Source organism: Tenacibaculum holothuriorum, assembly GCF_002120225.1.
Lineage (GTDB): Bacteria > Bacteroidota > Bacteroidia > Flavobacteriales > Flavobacteriaceae > Polaribacter > Polaribacter holothuriorum.
This window is the reverse complement of record NZ_LAPZ01000011.1, coordinates 20,809-37,590: the sequence shown is the minus strand read 5'-3', so window position 1 is coordinate 37,590 and position 16,782 is coordinate 20,809. Positions and strand designations below refer to the sequence as shown.

General features: G+C 31.9%; 16 protein-coding genes. 10 read left to right on the top strand and 6 right to left on the bottom strand.

Annotated features, from left to right (window positions below):
* Positions 1 to 13 precede the first annotated feature (13 nt).
* Genes WH52_RS11105 through WH52_RS11095 form a run of 3 tightly spaced genes read left to right on the top strand, consistent with a single transcriptional unit; the run spans position 14 to position 3,204 of the window.
* A complete protein-coding gene (locus WH52_RS11105) occupies positions 14 to 1,048 on the top strand; it encodes an alkane 1-monooxygenase (RefSeq protein WP_086031024.1) in 1,035 nt (344 codons plus the stop codon).
* A gap of 1 nt (position 1,049) precedes the next feature.
* Positions 1,050 to 2,423 (top strand): aldehyde dehydrogenase, encoded by a 1,374-nt coding sequence (locus tag WH52_RS11100; protein ID WP_086031023.1) that lies wholly within the window; start codon positions 1,050 to 1,052, stop codon positions 2,421 to 2,423.
* A 46-nt stretch (positions 2,424 to 2,469) separates the two neighbouring features.
* A complete protein-coding gene (locus WH52_RS11095; protein WP_086031022.1) occupies positions 2,470 to 3,204 on the top strand; it encodes a nitroreductase family protein in 735 nt (244 codons plus the stop codon).
* Positions 3,205 to 3,231: 27 nt separating this feature from the next.
* Here the strand turns inward: WH52_RS11095 and WH52_RS11090 are convergent, their stop codons facing one another.
* Both WH52_RS11090 and WH52_RS11085 read right to left on the bottom strand, forming a co-directional pair.
* Positions 3,232 to 3,876 carry a hypothetical protein gene (locus WH52_RS11090; protein ID WP_086031021.1) on the bottom strand — a complete coding sequence of 215 codons (645 nt, stop codon included), beginning with the start codon at positions 3,874 to 3,876 and terminating at the stop codon, positions 3,232 to 3,234.
* Between the two features lie 26 nt (positions 3,877 to 3,902).
* Positions 3,903 to 6,284: a penicillin acylase family protein gene (locus tag WH52_RS11085; RefSeq protein ID WP_086031020.1), complete on the bottom strand. Its 2,382-nt coding sequence runs from the start codon at positions 6,282 to 6,284 to the stop codon at positions 3,903 to 3,905.
* A 66-nt stretch (positions 6,285 to 6,350) separates the two neighbouring features.
* On the opposite strand from WH52_RS11085, the gene WH52_RS11080 reads away from it, so the two are divergent.
* Together WH52_RS11080 and galE are read left to right on the top strand one after the other, a co-directional pair.
* Positions 6,351 to 7,478, top strand: a complete 1,128-nt coding sequence (locus WH52_RS11080) for a DegT/DnrJ/EryC1/StrS family aminotransferase (protein ID WP_086031019.1) — start codon at positions 6,351 to 6,353, stop codon at positions 7,476 to 7,478.
* Between the two features lie 97 nt (positions 7,479 to 7,575).
* Positions 7,576 to 8,586, top strand: a complete 1,011-nt coding sequence (gene galE / locus WH52_RS11075; RefSeq protein ID WP_086031018.1) for a UDP-glucose 4-epimerase GalE — start codon at positions 7,576 to 7,578, stop codon at positions 8,584 to 8,586.
* A 55-nt stretch (positions 8,587 to 8,641) separates the two neighbouring features.
* Here the strand turns inward: galE and fabD are convergent, their stop codons facing one another.
* Positions 8,642 to 9,529: an ACP S-malonyltransferase gene (gene fabD, locus WH52_RS11070; RefSeq protein WP_086031017.1), complete on the bottom strand. Its 888-nt coding sequence runs from the start codon at positions 9,527 to 9,529 to the stop codon at positions 8,642 to 8,644.
* Between the two features lie 110 nt (positions 9,530 to 9,639).
* Between fabD and WH52_RS11065 the strand changes: the two genes are divergently transcribed.
* From WH52_RS11065 to WH52_RS11050, 4 genes are read left to right on the top strand one after another with little or no spacing between them, the layout of a single operon-like run.
* The gene (locus tag WH52_RS11065) at positions 9,640 to 10,344 is read left to right on the top strand and encodes a queuosine precursor transporter (RefSeq protein ID WP_086031016.1); all 705 of its coding nucleotides are present in this window, start codon (positions 9,640 to 9,642) and stop codon (positions 10,342 to 10,344) included.
* Positions 10,345 to 10,353: 9 nt separating this feature from the next.
* Positions 10,354 to 11,415, top strand: coding sequence for an ABC transporter permease (locus WH52_RS11060; RefSeq protein WP_086031015.1), 1,062 nt, complete (start codon positions 10,354 to 10,356; stop codon positions 11,413 to 11,415).
* Between the two features lie 57 nt (positions 11,416 to 11,472).
* On the top strand, positions 11,473 to 11,919 hold the full coding sequence (locus WH52_RS11055) for an acyl-CoA thioesterase (RefSeq protein WP_086031014.1): 447 nt from the start codon (positions 11,473 to 11,475) through the stop codon (positions 11,917 to 11,919).
* Positions 11,920 to 12,717 (top strand): DNA/RNA non-specific endonuclease, encoded by a 798-nt coding sequence (locus WH52_RS11050; RefSeq protein WP_086031013.1) that lies wholly within the window; start codon positions 11,920 to 11,922, stop codon positions 12,715 to 12,717.
* Between the two features lie 200 nt (positions 12,718 to 12,917).
* Here WH52_RS11050 and WH52_RS11045 read toward each other — a convergent pair whose 3' ends face one another.
* From WH52_RS11045 to ribB, 3 genes are all read right to left on the bottom strand, one after another.
* Positions 12,918 to 14,351 (bottom strand): NAD-dependent succinate-semialdehyde dehydrogenase, encoded by a 1,434-nt coding sequence (locus tag WH52_RS11045; protein WP_086031012.1) that lies wholly within the window; start codon positions 14,349 to 14,351, stop codon positions 12,918 to 12,920.
* Between the two features lie 73 nt (positions 14,352 to 14,424).
* Positions 14,425 to 14,877: a hypothetical protein gene (locus tag WH52_RS11040; protein WP_086031011.1), complete on the bottom strand. Its 453-nt coding sequence runs from the start codon at positions 14,875 to 14,877 to the stop codon at positions 14,425 to 14,427.
* A gap of 13 nt (positions 14,878 to 14,890) precedes the next feature.
* A complete protein-coding gene (gene ribB / locus WH52_RS11035; protein WP_086031010.1) occupies positions 14,891 to 16,024 on the bottom strand; it encodes a 3,4-dihydroxy-2-butanone-4-phosphate synthase in 1,134 nt (377 codons plus the stop codon).
* Between the two features lie 114 nt (positions 16,025 to 16,138).
* Between ribB and WH52_RS11030 the strand changes: the two genes are divergently transcribed.
* On the top strand, positions 16,139 to 16,765 hold the full coding sequence (locus WH52_RS11030) for a TetR/AcrR family transcriptional regulator (RefSeq protein ID WP_086031009.1): 627 nt from the start codon (positions 16,139 to 16,141) through the stop codon (positions 16,763 to 16,765).
* The last annotated feature ends 17 nt before the right edge of the window (positions 16,766 to 16,782 follow it).

Here is a 16,782-nt window from a genome sequence, read left to right as displayed (position 1 = left end):
AACCCTTACTCTTTTGAAAGCTCTAAAATATTTATTGGTATTTACCATACCTTTAGTAACTGCTATTTCTTTTACATCTAAAGGATGGATAACCTTTTTACCACTAATTTATGTTTTTGGAATCGTTCCTTTATCAGAGTTTTTCTTTAAACCCGACGCTTCAAACTTCGATAAAGAACAAGAAGAAATAGAAAAAAACAACAAACTTTATACATACATATTATATTTAACACTTCCTATACAGATCATATTTCTTATATGGTTTTTAATCATCATTCAAAATGAAAACTTATTATCAGTAGATGCTATCGGAAAATTTTCTGCAATGGGAATTATGTGTGGAGTAATAGGAATTAATGTAGGGCATGAACTCGGGCACAGAAACAATCGATTTGATGAATTTTTAGGAGAAGTTTTATTACTAACTTCTTTAAACACTCATTTTTTACCATATCATAATGCGGGGCATCATTTAAACGTTGCTACTCCTAATGATGCTGCAACAGCTAGAAAAAATGAAATTATTTATTGGTTTTGGATACGTTCACACTTCCAAAGTTATTATCAAGCATGGGAATTAGAAAATAAGAGACTTAGATTATCAAACAGATCTTGGCTTCATTATCAAAACAGAATGATTGTTTATACTATATTTAACATCATTCTTATAGCAACCATCTATTTTTTAATAGGGCTTAATGCATTAATTGCATTTTTAGCTGTGGCTATCATTGGAATTTTACTCCTAGAAACCGTAAATTATATTGAACATTACGGACTCTTAAGAACAAAAAATAAACATGGGCGATACGAACGCGTAAAACGAACACATTCGTGGAACTCAAATCATATTATCGGTAAATTGGTTTTATTTAATTTATCGAGACATTCCGACCATCATTACAACGGAAGCAAACACTACCAAATTTTAAAATCATTACCCGAAAGCCCACAAATGCCAACTGGTTACCCAGGAATGATGCTTTTAGCACTATTTCCACCATTGTGGTTTTTATTAATGAACAAAAAACTAAAAGAACTCGTTTAACATGAACATTCCTCAGCTTTTAAAGGCTCAAAAAGACTTTTTTACTACTCAAAAAACAAAAGATATTAGTTTTAGAAAAGCAGTATTAAAAAAACTACTTTCTGAATTAATTTCAAGAGAAAAAGACATTACCGATGCACTTTATAATGATTTTAAAAAATCGGAATACGAAGCAGTAATGACAGAAACTTCTATCGTTATTTCTGAATTAAAAATGACGATAAGTAAATTAAGCACATGGGCAAAACCACAACGAGTAACTCCATCAATTTTAAACTTTCCATCCTCAGCAAAAATCTATAAAGAACCTTACGGAAGTGTTTTAGTTATTGCTCCTTGGAATTATCCTTATCAACTTGCAATGAACCCAATAATAGGTGCAATTGCAGCAGGAAACACTGTAGTTTTAAAACCTTCAGAACTTACTCCAAACACTAGTAAAATACTTACTGAAATAGTTGAGAAAGTTTTTGATAAAAATCACGTAACTGTTGTTGAAGGTGGAGTTCCGGTTGCGCAAGAATTATTAGCACAACGTTGGGATTATATTTTCTTTACTGGAAGTGTTCCTGTAGGAAAAATTGTTGCCAAAGCAGCTGCAGAATTTTTAACCCCAGTTACTTTAGAATTAGGAGGAAAAAGCCCTTGTATTGTTGATGAAACTGCCAACTTAAAACTAACAGCAAAGCGACTTGTTTGGGGTAAATTCATAAATGGAGGACAAACCTGTATTGCTCCCGATTATTTATTAATTCACAAATCGGTAAAAGATCAATTCGTTACATATTTTAAAGAGGAAATCTTTAGAGCTTATGGCGAAAACCCACAAGCTTCAGAAGATTATCCAAGAATTGTGAATACTCGTAATTTCGACAGATTAGCAGTTATGCTAGAAAATGAAAACTGTTTAATTGGCGGCACCATCGATAGAGAAGACAGATATATTGCCCCTACTTTAATTGATGAACCTAGTTTAGATAGCGAAGTAATGAAAGGTGAAATTTTCGGACCTATCTTTCCGATGATTTCCTACGAAACAGAAGTAGATATAGAAAGCATCACTTCTAGATACGACAAGCCACTTGCTTTATATGTTTTTACTTCAAAAAAACAATTTGCTAAGACAATAATTCAACGATACTCTTTTGGTGGCGGAACCATAAACGATACTACCGTTCATTTTGCTAATCATAGATTACCTTTTGGGGGCGTTGGAGAAAGTGGAATTGGAGGCTACCACGGAAAACAAACTTTTGATACTTTTTCACATAAAAAAGGAGTGGTTACTAGAGGAACTTGGTTAGATATCCCTACTCGTTATGCTCCGTACAAAGGAAAATTAGCTCAATTAAAATCTCTTATGAAGTTCGGATAATTTTTTATCTGAGAATCAAAATTTAAAAATTAAAGAAACAAAACACATGAGTGAAAAATCTGTATCAGAAGCAGTAGCATATCGTAGATCGGTAAGAGTTTACGATGCTGAAAAATCAATAGATAGTAGTGTTGTAAAAAAATGTTTAGAGCAAGCTAGTTTAGCACCTACAAGTAGTAATATGCAATTGTGGGAATTTTACCATATAACAAACAAAGACATTATTAAAAAACTTGCTCCGATGTGTTTTAATCAGAATGCAGCAAGAACCGCTCAGCAATTGGTAGTTTTTGTTACTCGAAAAGATTTATGGCGTAAGCGAGCCAAGGCTAATCTAGAAATGCTAGATACTACTTTCGGAAAAGACAACCCAAAATCTGAGTGGAGCAGCAGAGAAAAAGTAGCACGCAATTACTATGGAAATATTATTCCGTTTGCTTATGCTGATTTCTTTGGAATATTAGGTTTCTTTAAATATTTAATGATTTTAATCACTGGATTATTTAGACCAATTTATCGTGAAGTTCGCAACAGCGATATGCGCATTGTAGCTCATAAAACCTGCGGACTAGCAGCACAAACTTTTATGCTTTCTATGGCAGCAGAAGGTTACGACACTTGCCCAATGGAAGGTTCTGATACTTGGCGTGTAAAACGTTTATTAGGATTACCACGCGGAGCAGAAATAAACATGATTATTTCTTGCGGAATTAGAAAACCTGAAGGCGTTTATGGAGAACGTTTTAGAATTCCTTTTAAGGAGGTTTATAAGGAAGTATAATTTTTTTACTTTTCCACAAAAACCTATTTATCCCAAAACATCTTCTTCAACAAAATCACATATTAACGAATAGAATATTGGTACCGCAAATTTAACCCTTCGATAAAAATTTGCCAATTGAACTCCAGTAACTCCTTCTTGAGAATATTTTGACAGCTCAGGTATTAATTTTGTTGACCTACCATACGCCTCTAAATTATGTTTGATTGCATTATTAACCACCCTCAATTCATTAACATCATTATATCCGCAAAGTTTTTTTAAATCTAATTCTTTATCTTTAAAAAACTCTAACAGATTCCTCCATTTATAAATATTACCACTTGCCTTAGCTGGATAAAATGTTTTTATTAGGTTTTTAAGACACGACTCAAATTGCTTATAGGTAAACATTATCTGAATTTCAGAAACTATTAAAAGTTGTTTTTTCAAAGAATTCAACTCAGCCTCGATAGGTAAATAAACCCCTTCTTGATTACTATACCATTCCTTTTTAGGGTTATCCTTAAGTGACTCATGAAATAAGTCTATCATATATTGAGCTTCATCATTACTCCCTACAACATAAGAATCAAAAGTATAAACATCCAAACTACTTCTAATATAAGACATAGACTCTTTATTAATCGGAAGACCAATAAATCTGTTTCTTCCAAAATACTTCTTTTCCATTATTCAATAAACTTATCTCTTTAAAATTATTTTTTAGGCAAAAACACTAACTTATTTTCACTCTTTTCAATATCTGACTGATTCAGTTTCATTTTTACAAACTCTCCTTTGTTGTATTTTTCAGCTTGATCTTTATAATGTTCACTAAATACATTTCCTGACTGCCCAGTTGGAATTACAGTGATACTATTTTCTACATCAGAAAAATCTACAATTCTTCTAGTTGATGGACCAGCATGAATTTTATAATATCCAGTACTATCTATCTTATAAATTTGATTGTTAATTACCTGATCTCCTCCATTGGTTGTAAATGGTCCCACATTAAAAAACTCTCGTAATAATCCACCTGCTTTTCCAATAGGATGCTCATACTCTACCGTAGCAACTCGCTCCCATGTCCAATCATCAATATTTTCTCCTAACTGTTTCTGTAAAAAAGCAATTGTTTTTTGAAATGATTTTGTAACAATATCTCGTTTAGTTTCTTTTTCTAGAGTTGAAACATCATCCCACCAAACAGATTTCTCTTTTTTTACTTGATTTGCTACCGTTTTTTCTTCAAAAGGTGTATTTACAAATTGTTCGAACGCTGCACCCATTTCATCTTTGAATGTATTCTTTACAAACTCATACCATAAACGATTATAAATTACTGGTGCAATTTCATTTTTATTATAATTTCCATCCCAATTTCTTAAAACATGCATTGCTTTTTTCTCACTTGCTGTAAGTTCGTTTTTATTCACATTCTTAAGTAAATTTCTGCTTATTTCTGGAGCTACAGGTGAAGTAACATCATTAATCATTTCAGCAAAATCTTCCTTCGTAAAATCACTTTTAGCTTCTAATAAATCAACAATTCTTTTCGCTCTATCTTCTGGTAAATAATATCCAGGATACAATTTACCTGCAATAGAATCGGGTTGATTATTAGCTGAATACACATACTTCCAATCTGGATTTATAGCTTGCGGATTTTCTTCAAAATCTAAATATTCTAAAATTTCATCTTTACCAGAGGCGCCATCTAAAATGAGCTTTGTTTGTAAGCTATCTCTGTATTTATATAGTTTACCAGAAGCAAACCACGCAATATTATCTTTTGCGTCTCCGTACATAATATTTAAACCTGGTGCATGTAATTTTTTAGCTCCGTTTTTAAAGTCTGATAACGATAATGCGTGCGACATTTCATAAGAAACATCTAACAACTGGTTTTCTAATTTTGTGAAAATCCATTGCATTGCAATAGGTCTTTCATCTTTCATAAAATCAATTAAACCATTCATTACAGGTCCATGTTTACTTACCTTTACTTGATAAGTAGTATCTGGTTCTCCTTTAATTTTAATGGTTTTATCTATCAACTTATATTTTTTATATCCGTTAGGCGTTTTATATTCCATTGGATTATTCGGATTATTTTGCTCGTAATAAAAATCTACATCATCATTTTCAAACATTGTTAATCCGTACGCATAATTTCTATTGTGTCCTAACAACGGAAACGGAGTTAACGCAAGATTGAATCCGTACATTTCATAGTTTGGAGTTTTGATATGATTTTGATACCAAACTGAAGGCTGAGAAAATGCAATATGTGGATCATTAGCAAAAAGAACTTTTCCATTCTTAGTTTTCTCTGGAGCTACAACCCAAGAATTACTTCCTATAAATAGTGGCAGTGGTAACTTATCTATTAACGTATTAATTGCTGTAGAAAACTCCGCTTCTACTTCTGCATTCTTTTGATTTTTAATTAAAGTTAGATTTTTAAAATCGCTTTCTAACAATTCATTAATATACTCCTCTCCTAACTTTTCTTTGATTTCTGTTAACAACGGATCGGTTTTATGCGCAATTGCAAAGCTAAATGCCATATAACCAAAAACATTATACACATCTTTAATTGAGTATTTTTCTTTTTCTAAACCGACTAAATAAAACTCTAAAGGAGTTGCTCCTTCTTCAATAAACTGGTTAATTCCATTAAGATATGCCTCCGCTAATCGATATGATTTTGAGTTTTTATCTAGTTTACTAATAGTTTTTTCAGCAGCTTCTTCAATTCCTAAACCAGAGAAAAACTTATCAGTTCTTACTAAGTCTTTTCCGAAGACTTCTGCTAATCTACCAGCAGCAATTCTTCTAATCAATTCCATTTGCCACAGTCTATCTTGGGCGTGTACATACCCTAAAGCTGTATAGGCATCTTTTTGATTTTGAGCGTTGATATGTGGCACACCAACATCATCAAAATACACGGTTACTTTATCAGATAATGATTTAAGTTTTAACTCTCCATTATAAGTTGGGTGCAAGGTTCTCGAGAATAACCATCCGCCAACAAATAACAAAACAAACAATACAGCAACTACTTTAAGAACAATTTTTAAAAGCTTCATTAGAATTGATTTTTCTCAAAGATAACAGATTTATGTCGTATTTTTGAACAGCAAAATTTTCAGACAATGAGAAAAATTCAAATGGTTGACTTACAAAGTCAATATCAAAAAATAAAAGATGTCGTAGATACTTCTATTCAAGAAGTTTTAAACTCATCTGCTTATATAAATGGTCCTTACGTAAAAGAATTTCAAGCTGATTTAGAAAAATATTTAGGTGTAAAACATGTAATTCCTTGTGCCAATGGTACCGATGCTTTGCAAATAGCAATGATGGGATTAGGGCTAGAACCAGGTGATGAAGTTATTACTGCCGATTTTACATTTGCTGCAACTGTTGAAGTTATTGGTTTATTAAAATTAACTCCAGTTTTAGTTGATGTAGAACCAGATACTTTTAACATAGATATCGAAGCACTTAAAAAAGCAATTACTCCGAAAACAAAAGCAATTGTTCCTGTACATTTATTTGGTCAATGTGCTAATATGGAAGCTATTTTAGAAGTTGCCAAAGAACACAACTTGTTTGTAATTGAAGATAATGCGCAAGCTATTGGAGCAGATTATACATTCGCTAACGGAACTAAAAAGAAAGCAGGAACAATGGGGAATGTAGGAACTACATCATTTTTCCCATCTAAAAACTTAGGCTGCTATGGTGATGGTGGAGCTATTTTCACGAATGATGATGATTTAGCCCACACACTTCGTGGAATGGTAAACCACGGAATGTACAAACGTTATTACCATGATGTGGTTGGCGTAAATTCTCGTTTAGACTCTATACAAGCAGCTGTATTAAAAGCTAAGTTACCTTTATTAGATTCATATTGCGATGCTCGTAGAAAAGCTGCTATGTATTACACTGAAGCTTTTTCTACAAACCCTAATATTGTAACTCCAGCAATTAGTGTTTTTACCACACATGTTTTCCATCAGTATACATTAAAAATAACGAATGGAAAACGTGATGAGTTACATCAACATTTATTAGATAATGGAATTGCAAATGCTATTTATTACCCAGTTCCGTTACACGCTCAAAAAGCATATCAAGATGATAGATATAATGAAGATGATTTTGAAATAACCAACCAGTTAATTGACGAAGTTATTTCATTACCAATGCATACAGAGTTAGATGAAGAACAATTAGCCTTCATTACAAAAACTATTAATGACTTTTTACAATAATAAAAATTCATTTAGATGATTTTACAAACTGTATTGAGGTTTTATCCTGAACTTCAATACAGCTTTTATTTTTATCTTCACTAACAAATAAAAAAACATGAAAAGAATACTCGTTACTGGCGGATTAGGTTTTATTGGATCACATACTGTGGTTGAATTACAAAACTCAGGTTTTGAAGTAGTTATTATTGATGATTTGTCCAACTCAAAAATTGATGTTTTAGACAATATTACTGCTATTACTGGTACAAAACCAGCTTTCTTTCAGTTAGACTTACGTAATAAACAAGAAGTAAAAAACTTTTTTGACAACATTTTAGTTGATGGAATTATTCATTTTGCTGCTTTTAAAGCTGTAGGTGAAAGTGTTGAAAAGCCTTTAGATTATTACGAAAACAACATTGGTAGTTTAGTGTACTTATTACAGGAAATGAGAGATAGAAATATGGACAATTTTATTTTCAGTTCCTCATGTACTGTATACGGACAAGCAGACGAATTACCAATTACCGAAAACGCTCCTATAAAACCTGCGGAATCTCCTTACGGAAACACAAAACAAATCGGTGAAGAAATAATCAAAGAAAGTTGTGCTGCTCATAATTTGAACGCTATTGCTTTACGCTACTTCAACCCTATTGGCGCACATGATTCTATTAAAATTGGAGAACTTCCTTTAGGTGTTCCTCAAAATTTAATTCCATATGTAACACAAACTGCGGCGGGTATTAGAGAACAACTTTCAGTTTTTGGTGATGATTATCCAACTCCAGACGGAACAGCAATTCGAGATTATATTCACGTGGTAGATTTAGCCAAGGCGCATATAGCTGCCTTACAACGTTTATTAAACAAAAAGAATAAAACTAATTTTGAATTTTTTAATGTTGGAACTGGAAAAGGAAGTTCAGTTTTAGAGGTAATCAATTCTTTTGAAAAAGTAACCAACAAAAAATTGAACTATAAAATTGTAGGTCGTCGTGCAGGAGATATTACTGCTGCTTATGCCGATACTACTATTGCCAATAAAGAATTAAACTGGAAAACTGAAAAAACACTAGATGAAGCCTTACTTTCCTCTTGGAAATGGCAAGAAAGTCAAAAATAAACACAAAAAAAGCGAACTTAATTAAGTTCGCTTTTTTATCATTTTATCTGTTCAATTACGCTTCAATAGTAGCTCCGCTTGCAGTAACGCTCCTATCAATCTTACGCATTAATCCTTGTAAAACTTTACCTGGACCTACTTCTACAAACTCAGTTCCTCCGTCTGCAATCATTGCTTGAATACATTGCGTCCATTTTACAGGAGCTGTTAATTGAGCAATTAAGTTCTCTTTAATTTCAGCAGGATTTGTTATCGCTTTTGCAGCTACATTTTGATACACAGGACATTTTGGTTCGTTAAATGTAGTTTCTTCAATTGCTTTTGCTAATTCCTCACGAGCAGGTTCCATCATTGGCGAATGAAAAGCTCCCCCAACTGGTAACACTAATGCTCTACGAGCTCCTTTCTCGGTTAAAACTTCACATGCTTTATTAATTGCTTCAATTTCACCAGAAATTACTAATTGTCCTGGACAGTTATAGTTTGCAGCAACTACCACTCCGTCAATTTCAGCACAAACATCTTCTACAACTTTATCTTCTAATCCTAAAACTGCAGCCATTGTTGATGGTTGAATTTCACATGCTTTTTGCATTGCCATCGCTCTTTTAGAAACTAATGTTAATCCATCTTCAAAAGATAACACACCATTTGCAACTAAAGCTGATAACTCTCCTAACGAATGACCTGCTACCATTTCTGGTTTAAAATCATCATCTAAAACTTTTGCTAAAATTACTGAGTGTAAAAATATAGCTGGTTGTGTTACTTTTGTTTGTTTTAATTCTTCAGCAGTACCTTCAAACATTACGTCGGTAATACTAAAACCTAATATATTATTCGCTTTTTCAAATAGTTCTTGAGCTAAAGGAGAGTTTTCATATAAATCTAACCCCATTCCTGTAAATTGAGCTCCTTGACCTGGAAAAATGTACGCTTTCATTCTTTATTTGTTGTTTGTTATACTGGGCAAAAATAAACATTTTAATTAGACACCATCTAAAACTCTAACAATCTATCTATCTAATCATCTAAAATTACTATTTTCGTTTTATGACTGAGCAACAAAAATCTCAAGCCTTATTAATATACTTAATCCTTGCTGCTTTATTTATTGCTTCGTTGGTTACTTCTAATTTAATTTTTCAAAAGTTTTTTTATTGGTATCCAATTGATATTGAAATCTTAGATGTAAAATTGTTTGAAATTTCTGTAGGATTACTTCCATACCCTATCACTTTCTTAATCACCGATGTATTATCAGAAATTTATGGTAAAAAGAAAGCTAATCTAGTTGTAATTGCTGGTATTTTTGCATCTTTCTTTTCTTTAGGCATTATTTATGTTTCTAAAAATGTTCCTGCAACTTCGTGGTCTTCTGTAGATGACACTATGTTTGTAAACGTTTTTGGAGCAGCTCCTCTTGCAGTTTTGGCTTCAATGTTAGCCTATTTATCGGCTCAGTTTATCGATATTAAGGTCTACCATTTTTGGAAAACATTTACCAAGGGAAAACATTTATGGTTACGAAATAATTTTTCGACTTTCACTTCACAATTAGTAGACACTGCCACTGTTTTAATACTACTTTGCTCATTTGGAGTTATTCAATGGAATTTATTTTGGGGCTTATTAATTAGTGGCGTTTTATTTAAAATAATGATAGCTGCTTTAGACACGCCTATCTTATACCTAATTGTATACTGGTTTCGAAAAAAATTCAATTTAAAACTAGGTGAAGAAATAGCTGATTTCTAATTTTACTGTATGAGTGACTCTAATTCTCTTTGGCAAATAGCTATTCAAAAATTCAAGCAAAGTAAAACAGGGATGTTTAGCTTTTGGTTTATTATTTTTTGCGGATTGATTGCTTCTTTTTGCTACATATTAGCTCCAGACAATAGTAATAATGCAAACCAAATGCATTTAGAAATTCATTCAAAACCACCAGGTTTCACAGTAGATATATTAACAATTCCTAACAAAGAACAACAATCTCAATCTTGGATTTCTACTTTTATTAATGGTAGAAAAAACACTCATACCGAAATTCCTATTAAATCTTATAGTACAAAAAACAATTCTTTAGAAATTATTAAGTTTTCAGACGGACTTTCTAAGAGTTATCCAAAGCCATACGTAAAAAACATTCAGAAAAAAACATTTTTATTCGGAACCGATAAATACGGAAGAGATCTTTTAAGTAGATTATTAATTGGAGCAAGAATTTCGTTTTCTATCGGATTTATTGCCGTTTTAATTTCACTTTTAATTGGAATTCCGATAGGAGCTATCGCAGGATATTATGGTGGTAAAATTGATAATTTTATTATGTGGATTATCAATATTACTTGGTCTATTCCAACACTTCTTCTTGTAATAGCTATCACACTAGCTTTAGGTAAAGGATTTTGGCAAGTATTTATCGCAGTAGGTTTAACTATGTGGGTAGAAGTTGCTAGAATTGTAAGAGGTCAAGTAATCACTACCAAACAACAACAATACGTAGAAGCAGCACGTGCTTTAGGCTACAATGATTTTAGAATTATTTTCAAACATATTTTACCTAATATTTGGGCTCCTATTATTGTAATTTCTGCAGCAAATTTTGCTGCTGCCATTTTAATTGAAAGTGGCTTAAGCTTTCTTGGAATTGGCGCGCAACCTCCAACCCCTTCTTGGGGAGCTATCATTAAAAATCATTACAATTATATTATTTTAGGAAAACCTTTTTTAGCTTTAATTCCTGGTCTAGCAATAATGAGTTTAGTCATGGCTTTTATGTTGTTAGGAAACACGCTTCGCGATGCTTTAGATGTAAAATCTTAGAACTTAAAACTACTTGTTAATAGCCTAGTTTTGTACATTTGTTCTAAAATATTTTAAATGAGTTTTACTGTACAATTTACCACTCGTTGGGCAGATTTTGATGCTAACGTTCATATGCGTCATACAGCTTATAATGATTATGCTGCTGAAGTTAGATTACGTTATTTTAAAAAATTCGATATTACCACTGTTGATTTTGCTAAAGAAACTATTGGCCCTATAATTTTTGAAGAAAACACTAAGTTTTTAAAAGAAATACATTTAGGAGAAAATATTACAGCCAACTTAAAAGTTCTTGCTTTATCTAACAAAGGAGAACGCTGGAAGGTACAGCACGAAATTTTTAATGAAGCAGGAAAACTATCAGCAATAATTACAGTTTACGGAGCTTGGTTAGACCTCAAAAAACGTAAATTAACGGTACCTCCAACACGTTTTTATGAAGCTTTTGCTACTGGTGAAAAAACTGAAGATTTTCAAGAAATTGAATTAAAAAGTAAATAAATGAATACTAAAAAATGGACTTCAGTAATTGGAATTGTTGTTCTTGTCATAGCCTATATTATTAAAAATTATAATGGTGATACTTCAACTATAGAAGTTACAGACAGACATCATAATGTATCATTTAATTATTTACCTAGCTCTACAACAGGACAAGTAATTAAACACAATGCTTACACTTTATCGTATAATGAAAAGCACGAACAAGCCGAATGGGTAGCCTATTCATTAGATAAAAAAGATATTGTTTACACCAATAGAGAACGTCCATTTTTTATTAGAGATCCGAAAGTAAAAAGCAAATCTGCCGATTGGAGAAATTACAAAAGATCGGGTTATGATAGAGGTCATTTATGCCCTGCAGGAGATAGAAAATATTCTAAAAAAGATTTTGATGAAACGTTTTATACATCCAACATCTCACCTCAAAGGCACAATTTTAACGCTGGTATTTGGAATAGGTTAGAACAAAAAACTCGTTATTGGGCTAAAAAGTACAATCATTTATATGTGGTTACTGGCGGAATATTATCTTCAAACCTAAATAGTATTGGAAAAGAAAAAGTATCTATTCCAAACTATTTTTATAAGATTTTATTAGACTATACTGAACCAGAGATTAAAGCGATTGCTTTTTTATTACCTCATCAAGATAGTAACAAACCTTTATATGATTTTGTTGTTTCAATTGATGAATTAGAAGAGTTAACAGGTATTGATTTTTTTAAAAATTTACCAGACGAAATTGAAAACAAGTTAGAAGCAAATAAAAGTTATAAGGGATGGAGTTTTAGGTAAACAAAAAATCGTCTTGATATTACTACCAAAACGATTTCGATTAACTAAAATCAATAAAAATTGATCATTACCCTATTCTTCTATATTTTAATACTTTTTCATTTTCAAGGTTAAAAAAAGAGCCTCAACTATATTGAGCAGAGGCTCATTACACGTAACTAATTTATTGAACAATGTTCAAAATTTTAGCAAGAAAACAACTAAGAACTTGCTAAAGCCTTCTTCTGTTTATTAAGGAGCATTTTAAATGCCCACACTGGAATTTTTCGAACTGTTTTTAAATTCACAAATTCTTCAATTCCCATTTTTGCTAACTCACGTCCGTAACCTGAGTTTTTAACTCCACCAAACGGAGTTTCAGGTTCTGTAATACTAGGGCAGTTTATAAATGTCATACCCGCTTCTAATTGAGAAGCTACATTATTAGCTCTACTATTGTTTTTAGACATTACTACAGATGATAATCCATATTGTGAATCATTTGCCAAAGCGACTGCATCTGCATCGTTTTTAGCTTTATAAAACACTGCTACAGGACCAAATAATTCTTGTGAATAAATGTCCATATCTTTTGTTACATTCGATAAAATTGTTGGTTCATACCAAGCTCCTGGTAATCCTTCAATTCTTTTACCTCCTGCTTCTAAAACGGCTCCTTGTTCAATTGCTTTTTGAACCAAGCCATCTAAATATTCTAATTCATCCATGCTACTCATTGGTGCGTACATGGTTTTATATTCCATAGGATCACCTGGAACATACATTTGTAATGCTCCTTTAAATTTTGCTAAATACTCGTCATAAACCTTCTCATGGATTACAAATCGTTTAGAGGCAATACAGGTTTGTCCTGAGTTGAAAAAACGCCCTAAAAGACCAACTTCAACCGAATAATCCATATCGGCATCGTCTAACATTACAAAAGGATCACTTCCACCTAATTCCATTACTACCTTTTTAAGATGTTTTCCTGCTAATTCAGCAACTTTTGCTCCAGCAGTTTCACTTCCTGTTAAAGAAATTCCTTTAACTCTTGGGTCTTCAATTATCTGAGCTGTATTTCGCCCCGATACTAAAACATTGGTATAAACTCCTTCTGGAAAACCAGCTTCTTTAAACATTTCTTCAACTGCAATGGCACATTGAGGAACATTAGATGCATGTTTCAGTATAATCGTATTTCCTGCTATGATATTTGGAACTGCAAACCTGAAAATTTGATAATATGGATAGTTCCATGGCATGATTCCAAACAAAACTCCTATAGAATGTTTTTCTACTACAGTTGAACCTGTAAATAGATTTCTTTTCAATACTTCTGGGGCTAAAAACTTCTTACCGTTTTTGGCATAATATGTTGCAATTTGTGCACAAATATCAATTTCCCAATCTTTACTTTCTCTAAAAAGTTTACCCATTTCTATAACAGGAAACTTAGCCCAATGATCTGCTTTTTCTCTTAATACTTTTGCTAAATTGTGCATCAATTCGCATCGTTTTGCTACTGAAGTGTTCTTCCAACTTTTATGCGCTTCATCTGCTTTAGCAATTATAGTCTCAATTTGTTCTGAAGAGAACTCTTCAAAAGTTTTTTCAACTTTGTTCGTATAAGGATTTAAAGTTTGAATTGGCATTTTTACTAAGAGTTTTAAGGTTAGTTCAAATATCTTAAGGTTATTGTTTTTTATTTTTGATATAAGTCAAAAACTACTTTACTTTTTTCCAGATTTCTGTGTTTTTATATCCGTAATAATTATAAAATACTTCTATTGTATTCATACTTTTAAGCTTAACATCAGCTTTTATATCGTATTTCTTTCCTTCGTATTCAATAACATAATCACTTTTTTTACCTAATTGAATATTTGGCATTACTAAAGTGTTATCTGGTTGCGCTTCTCCTTTCTCATTTTTTAACAAAACACTATACGCTTTGTATTTACCCATTTCTTTTTTTATTTCATAAACCACAAATACTTTTTCCCCTTCCATATCGTAAGAAGTTTCCCACTTCCCTACTAATTCAGAGGATGTTATATTAGTTTTATTAACCTCAACAGTTCCCATACCAAACAACTCTACTGTAGTTTGACTAAAAACTGTAATTGCTCCTAAAATTACTACTGCGAATACTAAAATTGATTTCTTTGTTACATTCATTTTCTTTTGCTTTTTATAATTCTACGTTTTCAACTATTTCTAATCCATAGCCAATAAGTCCTACTCTTCGTTTCGGATTATTGGTTATTAATTTTATCTTTCTTATTTCTAAATCTCTAATAATTTGAGCGCCGATACCATAATCTCTTTGGTTTTTAGCTTCCTTTTTTTCTTTAAGCTCTTCTTTTTTTAATGTGAGGTTAGATAACTGAGTTAAAATGTTTTCTTCTTTTTCTTTATGACGCATAAAAACAATAGCACCTTTTCCTTCTTCTACAATCTTTTGCATTGATTTTTGTAACACTGTTTTTTCGTTAGAATAGAATAATTGAGAAAACTCTATTGTTTCACTACTTGAATGTACTCTTACCAAAACAGGCTCTTCTTCATTCCAGCCTCCTTTTTTAATAACAATATGAATGTCTCCATTAGTAATTTGTTCATAAGCAATTAAATCAAGTTCTCCATAAACTGAATCTATTTTAGTCACTTGAATTTGATTTACCAATCGCTCACTCTTTAATCTGTATGCTACTAAGTCGTCTATTGAAATCAGCTTCATATTTAACTTTTGAGCTAGCTCATATAGCTCTGGTAATCGAGCCATAGTGCCATCTTCATTCATAATTTCAACCAAAACTCCTGAAGGATGTAACCCTGCTAATGTTGCCAAATCAACTGCAGCTTCTGTATGCCCTACTCTTCGTAATACACCTCCTTCTTTAGCTACTAAAGGAAATACATGTCCTGGTCTTGAAAAATCCGAAGGCTTAAAACTTGAGTTTGTTAAAGCTTTGATACAGGTTGCCCTGTCATAAGCAGAAATTCCTGTGGTACAACCATGACCAATTAAATCTACTGATACTGTAAAAGCTGTTTGATTTTTATCGGTATTCGTAGCAACCATCATGTTCAAACCTAATTCATCGGCTCTGACTTTTTCAATTGCCGTACATATAAGACCTCTTCCTAAAGAGGCCATTTTATTTATAATTTCTGGAGTAATTAATTCTGCGGCACAAATAAAGTCTCCTTCATTTTCTCTATTCTCATTATCTACTACAATAACAATTTCTCCTCTCCTTATTGCTTCAATCCCCTCATCTATAGTATTTAGGGTAATTTTAGTGTTGTTTTTTGCTTTCATTTAGTACAAATGTACAAAAAATTACTAAAAAAATTGTTCAAATGATTTTTTTATATAAATTTGTCAAAAAACACGTACTATTTTTACCCAATAAACAAAAAATAACAACCTAAAATGTCAAAAGCGCAAAAGACAAAAAACAGAATAATTGAAGGAGCAATAGCCCTCTATAATGACAAGGGTTATACCAATGTTAAAATTAGAGATATTGCAGAAAGACTCGATATAAGCCCAGGAAATATCACTTATCATTTTTCAACAAATAAAATTTTGATGAATGCTATTTACGATTATATGATCACAAATATTAAAGAGATTTCTTTAGGCGATCAAATATTAATTAGTAGAGGAAAAGGTATGGAAGCTCCAAGACTATATCTAGAGCAAGTAAGTAGATTTCGTTTTTTCTATAAAGACATTATTTCAATAATAAATAGTTATCCAGAAATAGCAACTAAACATCAACGTATGGTTAACCGTCAAATAGAAGTTATAGAAAGCTTACTATTTATAAGTGTTGGCAAAGGATATTTTAGACCAGAAGAAATTGAAGGAATGTATAAAACGCTTTCCGAAGCAATTACAAACACACTTCATTTCTGGTTAACAAGACAAGCTACTAAAGGAAAAAAAGAAGACGATTTAGAAGGCGCTCTAGATCATATATCAAAACTCATTTATCCGTATTACACTCAAAAAGGACTTGAAGTTTATTTCCCTGACTTAAAGCGGATAAACTAAACAAATAATTAATAACT